Origin of the sequence: Pseudomonas sp. ACN5 (assembly GCF_002303975.1) — a bacterium.
In the GTDB taxonomy this organism is placed as follows: domain Bacteria; phylum Pseudomonadota; class Gammaproteobacteria; order Pseudomonadales; family Pseudomonadaceae; genus Aquipseudomonas; species Aquipseudomonas laurylsulfatiphila.
This window is the reverse complement of record NZ_MRCP01000019.1, coordinates 13,850-28,891: the sequence shown is the minus strand read 5'-3', so window position 1 is coordinate 28,891 and position 15,042 is coordinate 13,850. Positions and strand designations below refer to the sequence as shown.

Sequence of the window (15,042 nt, the reverse complement as noted above, 5' to 3'; positions counted from 1 at the left end):
TCCCACAGGTATCTTGGGTGTACACAACACTTGCGTACGACATGAACCACTGTGGGAGCGGGCTTGCCCGCGATGGCGTCAGGTCAGCCACCCAGTAGCAACCCCTGCTCCCGCTCACACAACTCCACCACATAATCCCAAAGCACCCGCAACCGCACCGACTTGTGCAACTCCCGGCGGGTACTGATCCAGTAACTGCGCTGGATGCTTTCATCCGGCAACAGCGGCACCAGCCCCGGATCGGCACTGGCCATGTAGCACGGCAACACCGCGATCCCCAGGCCCGAGCGCGCAGCCTGCTGCTGGGCGATCACGCTGGTGCTGTGAAACACCACCTGCGGGTTGCGGCAGAAGCTGTTGAGGAACATCAATTCCTGGCTGAACAGCAAATCATCGACGTAGCCGATCCACGCGTGACGCCCCAGGTCCTCGCGACTGCGCAACGGCGGCGAATGATCAAGGTAGTCCTGGCTGGCATACAACGCCAGGCGATAGTCAGTGAGTTTGCGGGTGACCAGCATGTCGGCGGCCGGGCGTTCGAGGTGGATGCTGATTTCCGCCTCGCGGTTGAGAATGCTGACAAACCGCGGCACCGCCACCAGCTCCACTTCCAGCCCCGGATAACGTTCGAACAAGCCGTTCATGCGACTGGCGAGGAACATGATGCCCAGGCCTTCGGTCACCCCGACGCGGATCTTGCCCAGCGGCGCGGTGGATTGGGTGATTTCCTCCTGGGCCAGCAGCGCCACGTTCTCCATCGCCTCGGCGTGTTTAAGCAACGCCTCGCCCGCCGGGGTCATCTCATAGCCCTGGGCATGCTGAACGAACAACGCCGTACCGAGGCTCTTTTCGATGGCCTCGATGTGCCGCGCCACGGTGGCATGGGTGGTGTTCAGGCGGCGGGCGGCCGTCAGCAAACGCCCGCTGCGCTGCAATTCGAGAAAAAACCGCAGGTCATTCCAGTCGAACATGAAGCGTCCTTGTTCTTTGCCGTTCGGGATGCTGTTTAAAAACGCACAGCGGCTGCGCAAAAACTAACATTCTTTTGACGAAAGCTAACAACTAGGATGACAGACAACAAGAACAACAAAACGAGGTCAGGGATGCAGCCTTCCGTTGATGAATACGACTACATCGTGGTCGGGGCCGGCCCAGCCGGGTGTCTGCTGGCCAATCGACTGTCGGCCAACCCGCAACATCGCGTGTTGTTGCTCGAAGCCGGCGGCCGCGACAACTATGCGTGGATTCACATCCCCGTGGGTTACCTGTACTGCATCGGCAACCCGCGCACCGACTGGTGCTTCAAGACCGAAGCGCAACCCGGCCTGCAAGGTCGCGCCCTGAGCTATCCGCGCGGCAAGGTACTGGGCGGCTGCTCATCCATCAACGGCATGATCTACATGCGCGGCCAGGCCGGTGACTACGACCGCTGGGCCGCCGACGGCAACCCCGGCTGGAGCTGGCAAGACGTGTTGCCGCTGTTCAAGCAGAGTGAAAACCACTTCGCCGGCGCCGCCGAATTTCACGGCGACGCGGGTGAATGGCGAGTCGAACGCCAGCGCCTGTCGTGGCCGATTCTCGACGCCTTCCGCAGTGCCGCCGAACAAAGCGGCATCGCCAGCATCGATGACTTCAACCAGGGCGACAACGAAGGTTGCGGCTATTTCCAGGTCAATCAGAAGGCCGGCATCCGCTGGAACGCGGCCAAGGCGTTTCTCAAACCGATTCGCCAACGCTCCAATCTCACTGTGCTGACCGGGGTCGAAGTCGACCGCGTGCGGCTGGACAATGGCCGCGCCTCTGCCGTCAGCGCCCGCTGGCAAGGCGAGGTGAAGACCTTCAAGGCGCGCAAGGAAATCGTCCTCTGTGCCGGTTCGGTCGGGTCGCCAGGCATCCTGCAACGCTCCGGCATCGGCCCGCGTCCACTGCTGGAACGGCTGGGCATTGGCGTCGCCCATGAACTGCCCGGTGTCGGCGGCAATCTGCAGGATCACCTGCAACTGCGGCTGATCTACCAGCTGGACAATGCCCGCACCCTGAACCAGATGGCCGGCAGCCTGTGGGGCAAGCTGGGCATGGGCCTGCGCTACCTGTATGACCGCAGCGGCCCGCTGTCCATGGCGCCGAGCCAGTTGGGCGCCTTTGCCCGCTCGGGGCCGGAACAGACTTCAGCCAACCTTGAATACCACGTGCAACCGCTGTCGCTGGAGCGCTTTGGCGAACCGTTGCATGCCTTTCCGGCGTTCACCGCATCGGTCTGCGATCTACGCCCGCAAAGCCGTGGTCGGGTCGATATCCGCTCGGCCGATCCGCAACAAGCCCCACTGATCCAGCCCAATTATCTGAGCCACCCGGAAGACCTGCGGGTCGCCGCCGACGCCATTCGCCTGACCCGGCGCATCGTCGCCGCGCCGGCCCTGCGCGCCTTCAATCCAGTGGAATACCTGCCCGGCGCCAGTCTTCAAAGCGAGGAACAACTGCACGAAGCCGCCGCGCGCATCGGCACCACGATCTTCCACCCCGTGGGCACCTGCCGCATGGGCAATGACGCCGACGCCGTGGTCGATGCGCAACTCAAGGTCCATGGCATCCCCGGCTTGCGTATAGCCGATGCCTCGATCATGCCGCGCATCACCTCGGGCAACACCTGCTCGCCGACGCTGATGATTGCCGAGAAGGCGGCACAACTGATCCTCAACTCCGCCACAAGGAGCACCACACCGACAATGGAACTGATCGCACACCTCTGAATCCTGCGCGCCCCCTGTAGGAGCGAGCTTGCTCGCGATGGTCGTCAACGATAACGCTGTAAACCTGACACCCACGTGCGCTCTCAGGTTCATCGCGAGCAAGCTCGCTCCTACAAGTAACGAGTACGCCCGATACATCGCAACAGCGGCACCAGCCCTCAAGACTGGCGCCGACAGTGGAACAACAAAAACAATCACTGTGAGGGATACCGGTATGTCAGAAAATGTTCAAACCCTGGAAGCCGTGCGCAGCGCGGGCACCAGCCAGGAAACCCAGAAAGTCATCTTCGCGTCGTCCCTCGGGACCGTCTTCGAGTGGTACGACTTTTTCCTCTATGGCGCCCTCGCGGCGGTCATCAGCAAACAGTTCTTCGCCGGGGTCAACGACACCACGGCGTTCATCTTTGCGCTGATGGCCTTCGCCGCCGGCTTCATCGTCCGGCCGTTCGGCGCGCTGGTGTTCGGTCGATTGGGGGACATGATCGGGCGCAAGTACACCTTCCTCGCCACCATCGTCCTCATGGGCCTGGCGACGTTCTGTGTCGGGCTGCTGCCGACCTACGCCAGCATCGGCATCGCCGCGCCGATCATCCTGGTGGTGCTGCGCATGCTCCAGGGCCTGGCCCTGGGCGGTGAATACGGTGGCGCCGCGACCTATGTCGCCGAGCACGCGCCCATGGGCAAACGCGGCTTCCACACCAGCTGGATTCAATCCACCGCGACCCTGGGCCTGCTGCTCTCGCTGCTGGTGGTGCTGGGCTGCCGCTACTTCACCGGTGACCAGTTCGAAGTCTGGGGCTGGCGCATTCCGTTCCTGTTTTCCATCGTGCTGCTGGGCATCTCGACCTGGATTCGCCTGAGCCTGCACGAGTCGCCGGCCTTCGTGAAAATGAAAGAGGAAGGCAAGCTGTGCAAACAGCCGATTCGCGACTCCTTCGGCAAATGGGAAAACCTCAAGGTGGTGCTGATCGCGCTGTTCAGCATCAATGCCGGGCAAGCGGTGACCTTCTACGCTGCGCAATTCTATGTGCTGTTCTTCCTCACCCAGTTCCTGAAAATGGACCCGGCCGTGGCCAACGGCTTGCTGATTGTCAGCGTGACCATTGGCGCCCCCTTCTTCATTTTCTTTGGCTGGCTGTCGGACAAGGTCGGGCGCAAACCGGTGCTGATGATCGGCCTGCTGCTGGCCACCGCGCTGTACTTCCCGATCTTCAAGACCCTGGCCCACTACGCCAACCCGGCCATCGACCAGGCCAGCCGCCAGGCACCGATCACCGTGATGGCCGACCCGGCCACCTGCACCTTCCAGTTCGACCCGGTGGGCAAGGCGAAATTCGACAGCCCCTGCGACAAGGTCAAGACCTTCCTGGTCAAGCAGGGCCTGCCCTACCAGAGCGCAGCGGCCCCGGCCGGCAGTGACGTGCAGGTAAGCGTCGGTGACGTGAAGATCGATGGCTTCGACGAAGCCGCCTTGCGCGGTGCCGTGACTCTCGCCGGTTACCCACAACAGGCGGACATGCAGCAGATCAACAAACCGATGATCGTGGCACTGATTGTCGCGCTGATCATCATCTCGGCCATGTGCTACGGCCCGTTGGCGGCGTTGATGGTCGAACTGTTCCCGACCCGCATTCGCTACACCTCGATGTCCCTGCCCTACCACATCGGCAACGGCTGGTTCGGCGGCTTCCTGCCGACGGTGTCGTTCGCGCTGGTGGTGTACACCGGAGACATCTTCTACGGGCTGTGGTATCCGGTGGTGATCACCGGGGTGAGCCTGGTGGTGGGGATGATTTGCCTGCGTGAGACGCGTAACGTGGATCTCGACAAAAACTAAGATCCCCCCACCTTTGCAGGAGCGAGCTTGCTCGCGATGGACGTTAACGATAACGCGTGTTTTCTGGATAAACGCGTCGCTCTCAGGTCCATCGCGAGCAAGCTCGCTCCTACAAAGACCGGCTCAGAAACTGGCCTTGACCGACACCATGAAGTTGCGTGGATCACCGTAGTAATTGCCAAACGACTCGGTTCCGATAGTGGTGTAGTAACGCTTGTCGAACAGGTTGTTGCCGTTGAGCGCAGCGCCGTTCAGGCTGGCGTCGATGTCATCCAGGGTCTTGGTCTGGGTGTAGGTGTAGCCCGTCGGCAGTTGCAGGCGCTCAATGACTTCACCGCTGATTTCCGCTTCGAAGCCCCGGGCTCGCACCTTGCCGGCATTGACATAGCAATAGCCATCGGAGGACGGATTGGCTTGAGCTGTGCGCGCCTTCACGAATCCCTGACGCGCACGGTGCAGGGCCAACACAGACTGCTGTTCAACATTCTTGATTGGCACAAACCGCATGGTTGGCCGAGTCACAGCCTCGCAGATGGCCTCGGCATCTGCTGCGTCATTTTTGTTGCTCTTGACATAGGGTTTGACGAATTGGGGAGCCATGAGTCGCACGGTATGGCCCAGTTCCTCAAGCTTGCGGGCCCAATAGTGAGCGCTACTACAAGCTTCCATGCCGATCAGGCAGGGCGGTAAATTAGCAAAAAATACCACTACCTGATCGCGCTTCAGTTGCTTGCGCAATATCGGCTTGCCTCGCTCGTTCATGCCATGGATCTGGAACACGTTTTTGGCTAAGTCGATACCAACGGTTTTGATTTCCATGGCTGACTACCCCTTTGCACAAGTGGATGGCGACACCACTCACTCTGGCACAGCGATACGATTATGGGCGGGGGCGTCCATCCCATTGCTTACGTCTCTATGTAGGATTGGCGATCATTTGAGTATTAGATAAGTCTTGCGCACAGCTTCGCGAATATCCCAGGTACCGTGGGAGTTGGCCTCGAAGAAGAGTGCATCGCCCGGCTTGAATTGGATGGTTTCTCCATTATCCGGCGTGAACGTGCCCTCACCACTGACAATGTAGCTGTACTCGGCGCCTGCCACTTGACGGCGGAACTGCCCCGGGCTGCACTCCCAGAAACCTGTAACTGCGTTGTAGCCTTCCAGAGGCATGTGTTCGGCTGTACGGGTCATCGCGACGGGCTCTCCAATAGGCTGCCCGACCGGAGTTGGGGGGGAAAATGTGCTTTGGTCATGCAAACGGATGCGGACGACTGACATGCTGGTCTCCTTGATGTTTTACGTCGAGCAGGGTGCAGGGGGATTTTGATCGACATCGGTTAGCGCCCCTCCCCCTCCAGATGTTGAGGAAGCTGGGGCGCCAGCAGGTCGTCAGGTCAAAGCGTCGAGCATACGGTACCAAGCGATACCCAGGCCGACATAAACGCGCTGCAGGCCATGAAACGGAATCGGCTTGATACCGGTGATCGGGAAAGGGAACTCCTGCCTGTTACCGAGAAGGTTCATGGCTAAATGGCGGCCCAGGCTTGTTGAAAGTGCAATACCGCGTCCGTTGTAGCCTAGCAACATGCTCAAGCCCGGCTTGGGCTGATGGACATGAGGCAGGAAATCCTTTGTCAGTGCTACGCGACCGCTCCAGCGATATTCCAAAGGCACACCCTCCAGTTGCGGGAAGACGCCTGCCAATGCTTGCTCCAGATGAGCCCAGTCACTGTTTGAAGTCGGCTCTGAGAATGGCCCACGCCCACCGAACAAAACTCGACCTTGAGCATCTTGCTTAAAATACATCAGCAGCCGACGGGCGTCGGAGCATACTTCGCCACCAGGCAACACCGTTTCCCTAAGGTTTTTGGGCAGAGGCCGGGTCGCGATAATGAAGCTGTTGGCGGCAAGAACCGTCTGCCGCAAACCTGGCCAGAGGTTGTCGGTGTACCCATTAGTCGCCAGCACCACCTGCTGAGCCCGGACCTTACAACCTTGGCCCGTCGTCAAATTCCAGTGGCCGTCCCTGGACTCCAGCTTAACGACCGGGCTGCGACCATGAATTTCAGCACCATGGTTGAGAGCGACGCGAGCCAGTCCACGGGCATAGTTCAACGGGTGCACGCTACCGGCGCGTGGATCGACCCAGGCACCCAAGTAATCATCGCTACCAATTCGCTTGGTCACGCTGGCTTTATCAAGCATCTCCACGGACACACCGCGTCGTTGCCATTGCTCGGCCCGGCTCTCGATATTGCGCATTGCCGTAGCGGATACCGCGGGTTGTATCCAACCTTTACGGGTGGCATCGCACTCAATACCGTAGCGATCGATCAGTTCGAACACCTCGTCAGCCGCGTTGCCTACCACATCGATCAGGGCCTCGGCGCGCTCACTACCAAACATCTTTAGCAAATCATCCGGATCGTGCTTAAGCCCCGGAATTACCTGGCCTCCATTGCGTCCCGACGCTCCCCAGCCTGGCTCGGCTGCGTCCAGAACGCACACCTTCGCGCCACCTGCTGCCAGGTGCAGGGCCGTTACCAGGCCGGTATAACCAGCCCCGACGATAGCAACGTCTACCTGCTTGTCTTCACACAGCTGCGGTGTCGCCGGCCCGGCAGCGGCCGTAGATGCCCAGAGAGAAGGAGGTAATGCCAACTGCTGTCCAGTCATGCCGACACCTCATCGGTGTTGAGCAGACGGCGCAAAAAATCTTGAGTACGCGCATGCTTGGGTGCACCCAGAACTTCATGGGCAGGACCTTCTTCCACGATACGACCGCCATAAAGGAAGCAGACCTTATCAGCGACCTCGCGAGCAAATCCCATCTCATGAGTCACCACCACCATGGTCATGCCTTCGTCGGCCAGTTTGCGCATTACCGCCAGGACTTCGCCCACCAGTTCAGGGTCGAGCGCAGAGGTCGGTTCGTCGAAAAGGATGGCCTTTGGGCGCATGGCCAATGCGCGCGCGATCGCTACCCGCTGCTGCTGACCGCCCGAAAGTTCGTCCGGGAACGCATTGATACGATGCGAAAGGCCAACCTTCTCCAATAACTGGCGAGCGTGCTCGCGAGCCTCTTGAGGGTTTTCCTTTTTCACATAGATCGGGCCCTCCATCACGTTCTCCAGGGCGGTGCGATGAGGGAACAGATTGAAACGCTGGAAAACCATGGCAACCTGAGTGCGGATCTCGTGGATGCTTTTCGCGTGACGATCAACACGTTCGGAGGACACCAGGATGTCCCCGCCCTCGTATGTCTCCAGGCCATTGATGCACCGAAGAAGCGTGGATTTACCAGAGCCTGACGGCCCGATCAGGCAAACCACCTCACCGCTATTAACTTGTAAGTCGATTCCTTCGAGCACGCAGGTATTGCCGTAACTCTTGCGCAGCGCTTTGATCTCGATCATGACGTTTTCCTCATTCCAAGCCGCTTCTCAAGGCGGCGTAACGCGAAGGACAGCGGCAGGCTCAAAGAGAGGTAGAGCAGCGCTACCAGGGTATAGATCGTCATGTTTTCGAATGTGGATGAAGCGATCAGTTGACCTGCACGGGTCATCTCCACAACGGTAATGGTGGACACCAGCGACGAGTCCTTGAGCATCATGACCAAGGTGTTGCCGTAGGGTGGCAAAGCGATACGGAAAGCCTGCGGAAGTACAACGCGGCGCATCACCATGAAGCCGCGCATGCCTAGCGATTCCGCGGCTTCGATTTGCCCTTGCTGAATGGCCTGTATGCCGGCCCTGAAGTTCTCAGCCTGATAAGCCGAGTAGGCGATACCGAGACCGATGATGCCGGCTTGCATTGCGGTCAGTTGAATGCCGAATTCAGGTAGTACGAAATAGATGTAGAACAGCTGAACGATGATTGGAAGACCGCGGATCAAGTTGACCACGGTGATCGCGAACAACGAAATGGTGCGGACCTTTGACACCATCATCAAGGCCAAAACCAGGCCGATGACCGAACTGAGCAGGAAGGATGCAACCGTAACCTGCAAAGTGACCACCGCCCCGCTCAAAAGAATGGGAAGGAAGTCCAGAGCATTCTGGAGAAACATAGGATTATCCATGAGGCGAGTTCAACCAAGGCCTGGTGGGGGCACCAAGCCAAAAAAGGCGCTTAGTTAAGCTTCCACTTCTCGACAATGCGCGCGAGGGTGCCATCTGCCTTGATCTTGGCAATGCCCTTATTCACTTCAGCGAGCGCCTGCTCATCGCCCTTGCGCAGAATCAGGCAGACCTCACCCTTGATCTGAGGCTGATAGGTGTCAACCAGCCGCACCTTCTGCAGGGAGCCTAAAGACATCTGGTACGCCAGGATGGGACGGTCGCCGAATCCGGCCTTGATCCGTCCCAGAGATAGGTCGCGGGTGAGGTCCGCGATCGAGTCATAGCCACGGACTTCCTTGAAGATGCCGCGCTTATTGAGCGCATCGAGGAAGATGGTGCCGACCTGGGCACCCACCACCTCACCCTTGAAGTCATCCATGCCGGTGTACGACGTATTGTCGTCAGCCCGCACCACCAAGCCCTCGCCGTACTCGAACACCGGATCGGAGAACTGCACGACTTTCTCACGCTCCGGGGTGCGCACCATCGCTGCGGAGATGATGTCAATTTTGCTGGCTGTCAGGGACGGGATAAGCGAAGCGAAGGTGGTTTGCGCAATATCCACCTCGAAGCCAGCAGCCTTGGAGACGGCTTCGACGGTGTCGATCATCATGCCCTGGATACTGTTGCTTTTCACATCCAGGAAGGTGAAGGGTGCTCCGGTAGCGGTGGCGCCGACCTTGAACGTCTCGGCTTGAGCAACGAGAGAAGCGGCACAGCCAGCGACCAGAGCAATGGCACAGGTGAACACACGAAGGCGAGGATACATGTTGAACACTCCAATTTGACGCGGTTCTTGTAGTTGTGAGTGGTGGACAGCCTTTGCGCATCAAAAAAAGGCCTTGAATTAAATATATACGATTTACAAAAATCGTAAAGAGATTTATAAATATCGCATATCGATACTCAAATCAAAATCAGCAAAAGAGATGGCGCCATGAGCGAGAACGAAAACAGCCTCTTCAATCAGTCTCTAGAGAAGGGTCTAGCCGTACTGCGTGCATTCAACGCACGCCAGCGGACAATGAATCTGGCAGAAATTGCCGAGGCAGCCGGCATCAACAAGAGCTCTGCACAGCGCATGATTTTCACCTTGGAGGCGTTGGGGTACGTGTGTAAAAACCCTCAGTCCAAGCGATTCCAGCTCACTCCACGCGTCATGGAAATTGGTTACAACTATCTGGCAGCAGATACGCTGGTGGACGTCGCCAACCCTTTTCTCGCCGAATTGGCTGAGCTCACGGGGGAATCCACGAACCTCACCGAACCGGTCGACCTGGAAATGATCTACGTGGCTCGTTTCGTAGCCCCCAAGTTCATTCCGATCCACCTGCCTATCGGCAGTCGTATACCGATGTACTGCACGGCTTCTGGCAGGGCTTACCTAAGCGCCTTGAGCGATGAGGGGGTTAGTGAGGTGCTGGCTGCCAGTGATCTGAAGCGTCATACCCAACACACCCTGACAAGGGTGGACGAGATAGTGAGCGAGATTCAGACGATCAGAGATAAAGGCTATGCCGTTAATCTGGAGGAGCTTTACCTCGGAGATATGACCATTGCAGCACCTATCATCAACAGTCAGCATAAACCAGTGGCCTCGGTGCACGTGGTTGCGCCGACCAGCCGATGGACTTCAGAGGAGGCGCAGCGACGGATAGCTCCAGCGGTTATAAAGTGTGCCCGCGCAATCAGCACCTCGATACGTTCTCTCTGATGATGAATTGGAATCACCCTGAGTAACGTGATGCATAGACGGAGCATGCCGCCCTCTGCGTGCTCCGGTCCTGTGATTTGACGAGCGCTGACTACTTTCGATTGCCCCCACAGTCTGAGCGTTACAAAAACACCTCAACGTCAAAGAGATAGAGCTTGCGGCCAAAGTACGCTGTCGGGCGAGGCGTCATTGACCAGCGAAAATGCCCAACCAATGACTCGGCGATCATGAGTCTGATCCTGTCGGCGCGGCTCAACGGACATGATCCGTATGCTTACTTGAAGGAAAGTCTTACACGCCTGCCGACGCAGCGTGCAAGTGAGCTCGCCGAGCTGTTACCGCACCACTGGACGCCACCGCATCGGATTGACAGGGGCAGTCAGCATTACTCTAAAAGCCTTGGCGTCACTGTCCGAGCTAAACAACCGGAGAATGAAGGGGAGTACGATGACAACTCAGGCACCAGACGACACCGGTCACCAGCAGTGCAATCGCCACCATTTCATATGACTCGGGCAACCGATATTCCCATAAAAATCCAAAAACGAGCGCCGCTAACGTCTCAATCACGAGCACTTGCCCACTAAGTGCCAACGGTAGAAGTCGGCTCGCCTGGTTCCAGCACGCGCCACCCACAACCGAAGATAAAAGGGCTACGCCACCAGCCACCAGGAAAAAATGCAGCCATTCGGAGTTGCCATGCGTCCCGGGCTGCAAACCCAGGACAGGCACCGCCAAAAGCAGTGACTGAGCGCCAGTCATGATCCCTGTCAGCAGTGCCCAGTCATGCGAGGAAACGCCTGCTACCTGAACCAACCGACGAGCGTTGCTCACTGCGAACCAACTCCACGTCACTAATGCGCCCGTCGCGCATAAAATCCCGGCGATGTTTGTCAATGTATCGGGCCTGTCTCCATTGATCAGTGCATGCCAGCTGATAAGCACGACTCCACCCACAGCGCAGCACAGCGAGGGGACGAGCTTGCGCAAAGAAACGGCGTTGACGTCATGACGACCTGCCAAAGTGACGAGCACCGGGATGAGTCCGACAATCAGGGACGTTGTGGCAATGCCAACCAACTGCACACCGGTGCCCACCAACGCGTAGTAGATGAGGTTCCCTATCAGGCTAAGCCAGAAGAGTGACTTCCAATCGGCCATAGTGAGATTGGCGCAAACGCGCCTCCAGCGCGGCATAAGCAAGACCGCCGAGATCGCGCCATAGCAGAGGAATCTCAGGACGGCGAATTGCAGGCCACTCAGCCCCGGGGTTAGCTGGGGGCCGAGGAAAATCACTCCCCAACACAGGCCCGCACAAACCCCGTAGACGATGCCCTTGAGCAGAGATCGATCAGCAAACATTTCACCCGCGCTCCAAAGCGTAATGGATTAAGTCTGGAGCAGCTGACTCGGGGGAGTATTGTCGGTAACTGTGGGATTTTTTACCCAGACTGTTTTTGCGCTTTACGATAAACCGCCGGGGTCGTAGCGCTCACACGTTGCATGGTCCTGGTCAGCGATGCCTGATCGGAGAAGCCTGCACGCAAGGCAATCTCGGATATCGGTAATGAGGTTCCACGCAACCATCGCTGCGCTTCTTGTATGCGTAAATCAGTCAGCCACGCTTGAGGACTCATCTCGAACAATTGCCGGAATCGCTGGTGCAGTTGACTCATGCTCATGTTTGTTACTTGAGCCATCACTTCGTTGCTCCAGTTAGCTCCAGGATTCGCCCGAAGACGGGCGATCAACTGCTCCATGGGGTCTGATAAACAGCAGGTATCCGGGCTAAGGGACGACAAAAGCAGAGGGCCCAACTGTGAGGCCGCGATGGATAGTTGCGTGTTGCCTATCAACTCAGCGAACTCGATAAGCCGACGTGTCGCTGGGGGAATAGGCACATATATTCTCTGAGCAAGACGCCCGATCTGGAGTGTTTCCAACGTCGTAGGCGCACAATCCAAAACCAAAAAGCGGCTATCGACGTTAGTGAGCTGCGAATGCACCGAGCCGGGTGTCACAAGCGCTGCCAATGACTGATCAATGCAGCCCCCGCGCCCGTCTACGTCAATTTCCATTCGGCCATGAATCGGCAGTACCAATTGAGTATGGTCATGATGGTGGTGGTTAGGGTTTTCCCTCTCGTAGCTGCGAACTTCAAGACTTAGAAACATTAGTGCACCATCCGGCCCGTCTGGTGATTCGATATTTGACGTCGCAAAACGCCCGCGCGCACCTGCATCAGGTCAGGCTTGGGCCCCCAGATCCTAACACCTGCTCACCAGACCGTTAATCGCACAAGCTGTGTTGGCCATACGCTTACATTTAGTGTGCGGCATCGACCGGTTGAATCCACAGGTGTGAAGCGGTCATTGAGTAATGGAGGACACTTACGGGTTCAGTTTTTTCAGCGCATTTCGCAATTCTGTATCACTGCCGCCTAACGCGGTCGTTGCAATAGCAGCATTGCGTAAAAGGATCGACGCGGCATGCTGGATATGCTCTTGCAAGAGACGGTCTGAGGGACCCGACAGCGTCAGCGCCCCCTTGAGCTCATAACCCATGGAGAATACCGGTACTGATACAGCGGTCGTTTCCGGATCCCTTTCACCAAAAGAACAGGCCCAAAAGCGCTCACGCACCTCTGCCAAAAGGGGATCTGACTGTCGAGAAAAAGCACGAAGAATCTTCCCTGATGCACCTGCTTGCAATGGAAAGCGCGCGCCTTCGAGTACGGAAACACGCACCGCTCGCTTAGGCTCAACCCGAAACAACACGACTCTGCTACCGTTTTCGAGCACATAGAAAGAGGACGTTTCACCGCTCTCCTCGGTAATGGACTCCAGTAATGGATAAATGACATCGCGCAGACGGAAGGATGCCTGGTACAGCTGTGACAGACGAAGAGGCTCGGGTCCGACGGAGTAACTGCCATCGCTCAAGCGCCGTACAAATCCGGCCTTCTCCAACGAAGTAATCAATCGCAGGATCGTACTTTTATATAGCCCGGTACGCCTCGCGAGCTCGGCCAACGTCAGGCTTTCTTGCTCGGCTTGAAAGGCCGAGAGAATCGAAAAAGCGCGATCGACAGCCGCGACGCCGCCTCCTTCCGCACTGTTGGACTGATTAGAAAGGCTTGTGTCGGATTCGGTGTTCATAGCCACTCAACGTGAGGTCTGAGCTCGCAGGCGATCCAGCAGCACTGGAGCCGCTGGATCACCCACAAGAAAATTTTAGTGGGCCTAAGATACCTTCTGAACAGCCATGGAGCCAGCGTGTCACTCCTCTCGCAGGAACAGGCGTAACGACACAACCATCGCGGCGGCCAAAAACATGATGCATCCCATCACCATTAGCCCCGCGGTGAATGAACCGGTGTAATCCTTGAGAAACCCCATCAGATAGGGCCCCACGAAACCACCGAATGCACCAATCGAGTTGATCAACGCGATACCACCCGCCGCTGCCTGGCCGCGAAGGAACTTGCCTGGCAACGTGTAAAAGATGGTCTTGCCGGCGATCGTACCGACCAACGCCAGAGAGATACCGGCCAGTGCTGGAACCAGTGCATTCATCTGCAGCGCAAATAGTAGCGCCAGGCCTGCAAGGAGCATCGCAAGCGTGAGGTTGAAAATGCCCTTACCGGTGCGATCGACATGTTTTGCCCAGATCAAAAGGCCAATGGTTGCGAAAAAGTAGGGAATCGCTGCTACCCAACCAATCATGCTGACTTCGACGCCATGCGCCTTGAGCATCTGCGGCAGCCAGATGCCGATCCCGTAGGAACCCAACGTGAAGCTGAACGTGATAGAGCTGAGAATCCAGACGCGAGGATCCTTCAGCGCTGCCTTGAAACCGTGGCTGTGATGGCCCTTGCTCTGTTCTTCAGCCAGCATGCCCGCGATCAGCTCACGCTCGCCGGGTGTCAGCCATTTGGCTTCTGCCGGGTGGTTGGTCAGCACCTTCAGCGTGATCAGCCCCAGAATACAGGCCGGCATCCCTTCGATGATGAACATCCATTGCCAACCTGCGAGGCCAAGGAAGCCATGCATTTGCAAGAGCCAAATGGACAGTGGCCCGCCTACCAGGAATGAAATCGGTGTGGCCACCGTGAACCACGCAAGCACCCTGGTGCGGTACTGCGCCGGAAACCACAGCGTCAGAAAGAAGATAACGCCAGGAAAGAAACCCGCCTCGGCGATACCCAGGATCAGCCTCACCACATAGAAACTGTAAGGCCCGACGACCAATGCAGTTGCGGCAGCGGCCAAGCCCCATGTGATCATGATCCGGGCCATCCACAGCTTGGCGCCAAATCGATACATCGCCAGGTTGCTGGGCACCTCGCACAAGCAGTAGCCAAAAAACATGATCCCTGCACCAAGGCCGAATTGAGTGGCCGTCAGCCCCAACTCTTCGGTCATTTGCAACGCCGCATAACCGACGCTGGTGCGATCCAGATAATTGAAAAAGTAGGCGAGTGCAAGTAACGGGATCAGACGCCAGGCGGCCTTGTGAAGGACGCGGGTTTGTTCCGCATCAAGCGGCTGCGCCGTTAAGCCGTTAGGCCGCTGGGTAGATGTCGTGACAATAGCCATGACGGGGTTCCTCAACTTT

The 15,042-nt window shown here is 57.7% G+C and carries 14 protein-coding genes and 2 pseudogenes; 4 read left to right on the top strand and 12 right to left on the bottom strand.

Annotated elements, in window-relative coordinates:
• Nucleotides 1–83: 83 nt before the first annotated feature.
• Entirely contained in the window at nucleotides 84–971 is an 888-nt protein-coding gene (locus BSF40_RS27150) for a LysR family transcriptional regulator (RefSeq protein ID WP_095967609.1), read from the bottom strand.
• 132 nt (nucleotides 972–1,103) lie between these two features.
• Between BSF40_RS27150 and BSF40_RS27145 the strand changes: the two genes are divergently transcribed.
• Both BSF40_RS27145 and BSF40_RS27140 read left to right on the top strand, forming a co-directional pair.
• A complete protein-coding gene (locus BSF40_RS27145; RefSeq protein WP_095967608.1) occupies nucleotides 1,104–2,750 on the top strand; it encodes a GMC family oxidoreductase in 1,647 nt (548 codons plus the stop codon).
• 214 nt (nucleotides 2,751–2,964) lie between these two features.
• Nucleotides 2,965–4,587 carry an MFS transporter gene (locus BSF40_RS27140; RefSeq protein ID WP_095967607.1) on the top strand — a complete coding sequence of 541 codons (1,623 nt, stop codon included), beginning with the start codon at nucleotides 2,965–2,967 and terminating at the stop codon, nucleotides 4,585–4,587.
• A gap of 123 nt (nucleotides 4,588–4,710) precedes the next feature.
• On the opposite strand, the gene BSF40_RS33630 is transcribed toward BSF40_RS27140, so the two are convergent.
• The 7 genes and pseudogenes from BSF40_RS33630 to BSF40_RS27110 form a co-directional block, all read right to left on the bottom strand.
• Complete coding sequence (locus BSF40_RS33630; RefSeq protein ID WP_371918133.1) at nucleotides 4,711–5,022, bottom strand: TonB-dependent receptor domain-containing protein; 312 nt, start codon at nucleotides 5,020–5,022, stop codon at nucleotides 4,711–4,713.
• Nucleotides 4,996–5,406, bottom strand: a pseudogene (locus tag BSF40_RS32400) (IS110 family transposase); the annotation flags it as partial. The pseudogene BSF40_RS32400 and the gene BSF40_RS33630, both read right to left, overlap by 27 nt.
• 114 nt (nucleotides 5,407–5,520) lie before the next feature.
• On the bottom strand, nucleotides 5,521–5,868 hold the full coding sequence (locus tag BSF40_RS27130; protein ID WP_095967606.1) for a cupin domain-containing protein: 348 nt from the start codon (nucleotides 5,866–5,868) through the stop codon (nucleotides 5,521–5,523).
• A gap of 111 nt (nucleotides 5,869–5,979) precedes the next feature.
• Nucleotides 5,980–7,266 carry an FAD-binding oxidoreductase gene (locus tag BSF40_RS27125; RefSeq protein WP_095967605.1) on the bottom strand — a complete coding sequence of 429 codons (1,287 nt, stop codon included), beginning with the start codon at nucleotides 7,264–7,266 and terminating at the stop codon, nucleotides 5,980–5,982.
• Nucleotides 7,263–8,006, bottom strand: coding sequence for an amino acid ABC transporter ATP-binding protein (locus BSF40_RS27120; protein WP_015095480.1), 744 nt, complete (start codon nucleotides 8,004–8,006; stop codon nucleotides 7,263–7,265). Before BSF40_RS27120 ends, BSF40_RS27125 begins: the two co-directional genes overlap by 4 nt.
• A complete protein-coding gene (locus BSF40_RS27115) occupies nucleotides 8,003–8,671 on the bottom strand; it encodes an amino acid ABC transporter permease (protein WP_083884576.1) in 669 nt (222 codons plus the stop codon). Before BSF40_RS27115 ends, BSF40_RS27120 begins: the two co-directional genes overlap by 4 nt.
• 50 nt (nucleotides 8,672–8,721) lie before the next feature.
• A complete protein-coding gene (locus tag BSF40_RS27110) occupies nucleotides 8,722–9,480 on the bottom strand; it encodes an ABC transporter substrate-binding protein (protein WP_015095482.1) in 759 nt (252 codons plus the stop codon).
• Nucleotides 9,481–9,648: 168 nt separating this feature from the next.
• Between BSF40_RS27110 and BSF40_RS27105 the strand changes: the two genes are divergently transcribed.
• Together BSF40_RS27105 and BSF40_RS27100 are read left to right on the top strand one after the other, a co-directional pair.
• Nucleotides 9,649–10,425, top strand: a complete 777-nt coding sequence (locus BSF40_RS27105) for an IclR family transcriptional regulator (RefSeq protein ID WP_095967604.1) — start codon at nucleotides 9,649–9,651, stop codon at nucleotides 10,423–10,425.
• A gap of 218 nt (nucleotides 10,426–10,643) precedes the next feature.
• Nucleotides 10,644–10,781, top strand: a pseudogene (locus BSF40_RS27100) (transposase domain-containing protein); the annotation flags it as partial.
• Between the two features lie 61 nt (nucleotides 10,782–10,842).
• Here the strand turns inward: BSF40_RS27100 and BSF40_RS27095 are convergent.
• The 4 genes from BSF40_RS27095 to BSF40_RS27080 form a co-directional block, all read right to left on the bottom strand.
• Complete coding sequence (locus tag BSF40_RS27095) at nucleotides 10,843–11,787, bottom strand: DMT family transporter (RefSeq protein WP_095967603.1); 945 nt, start codon at nucleotides 11,785–11,787, stop codon at nucleotides 10,843–10,845.
• 80 nt (nucleotides 11,788–11,867) lie between these two features.
• A complete protein-coding gene (locus BSF40_RS27090; protein ID WP_015095487.1) occupies nucleotides 11,868–12,599 on the bottom strand; it encodes an AraC family transcriptional regulator in 732 nt (243 codons plus the stop codon).
• Between the two features lie 216 nt (nucleotides 12,600–12,815).
• Entirely contained in the window at nucleotides 12,816–13,583 is a 768-nt protein-coding gene (locus BSF40_RS27085; protein ID WP_095967602.1) for an IclR family transcriptional regulator, read from the bottom strand.
• Between the two features lie 120 nt (nucleotides 13,584–13,703).
• Nucleotides 13,704–15,023 carry an MFS transporter gene (locus tag BSF40_RS27080; protein ID WP_095967601.1) on the bottom strand — a complete coding sequence of 440 codons (1,320 nt, stop codon included), beginning with the start codon at nucleotides 15,021–15,023 and terminating at the stop codon, nucleotides 13,704–13,706.
• Nucleotides 15,024–15,042: the final 19 nt, after the last annotated feature.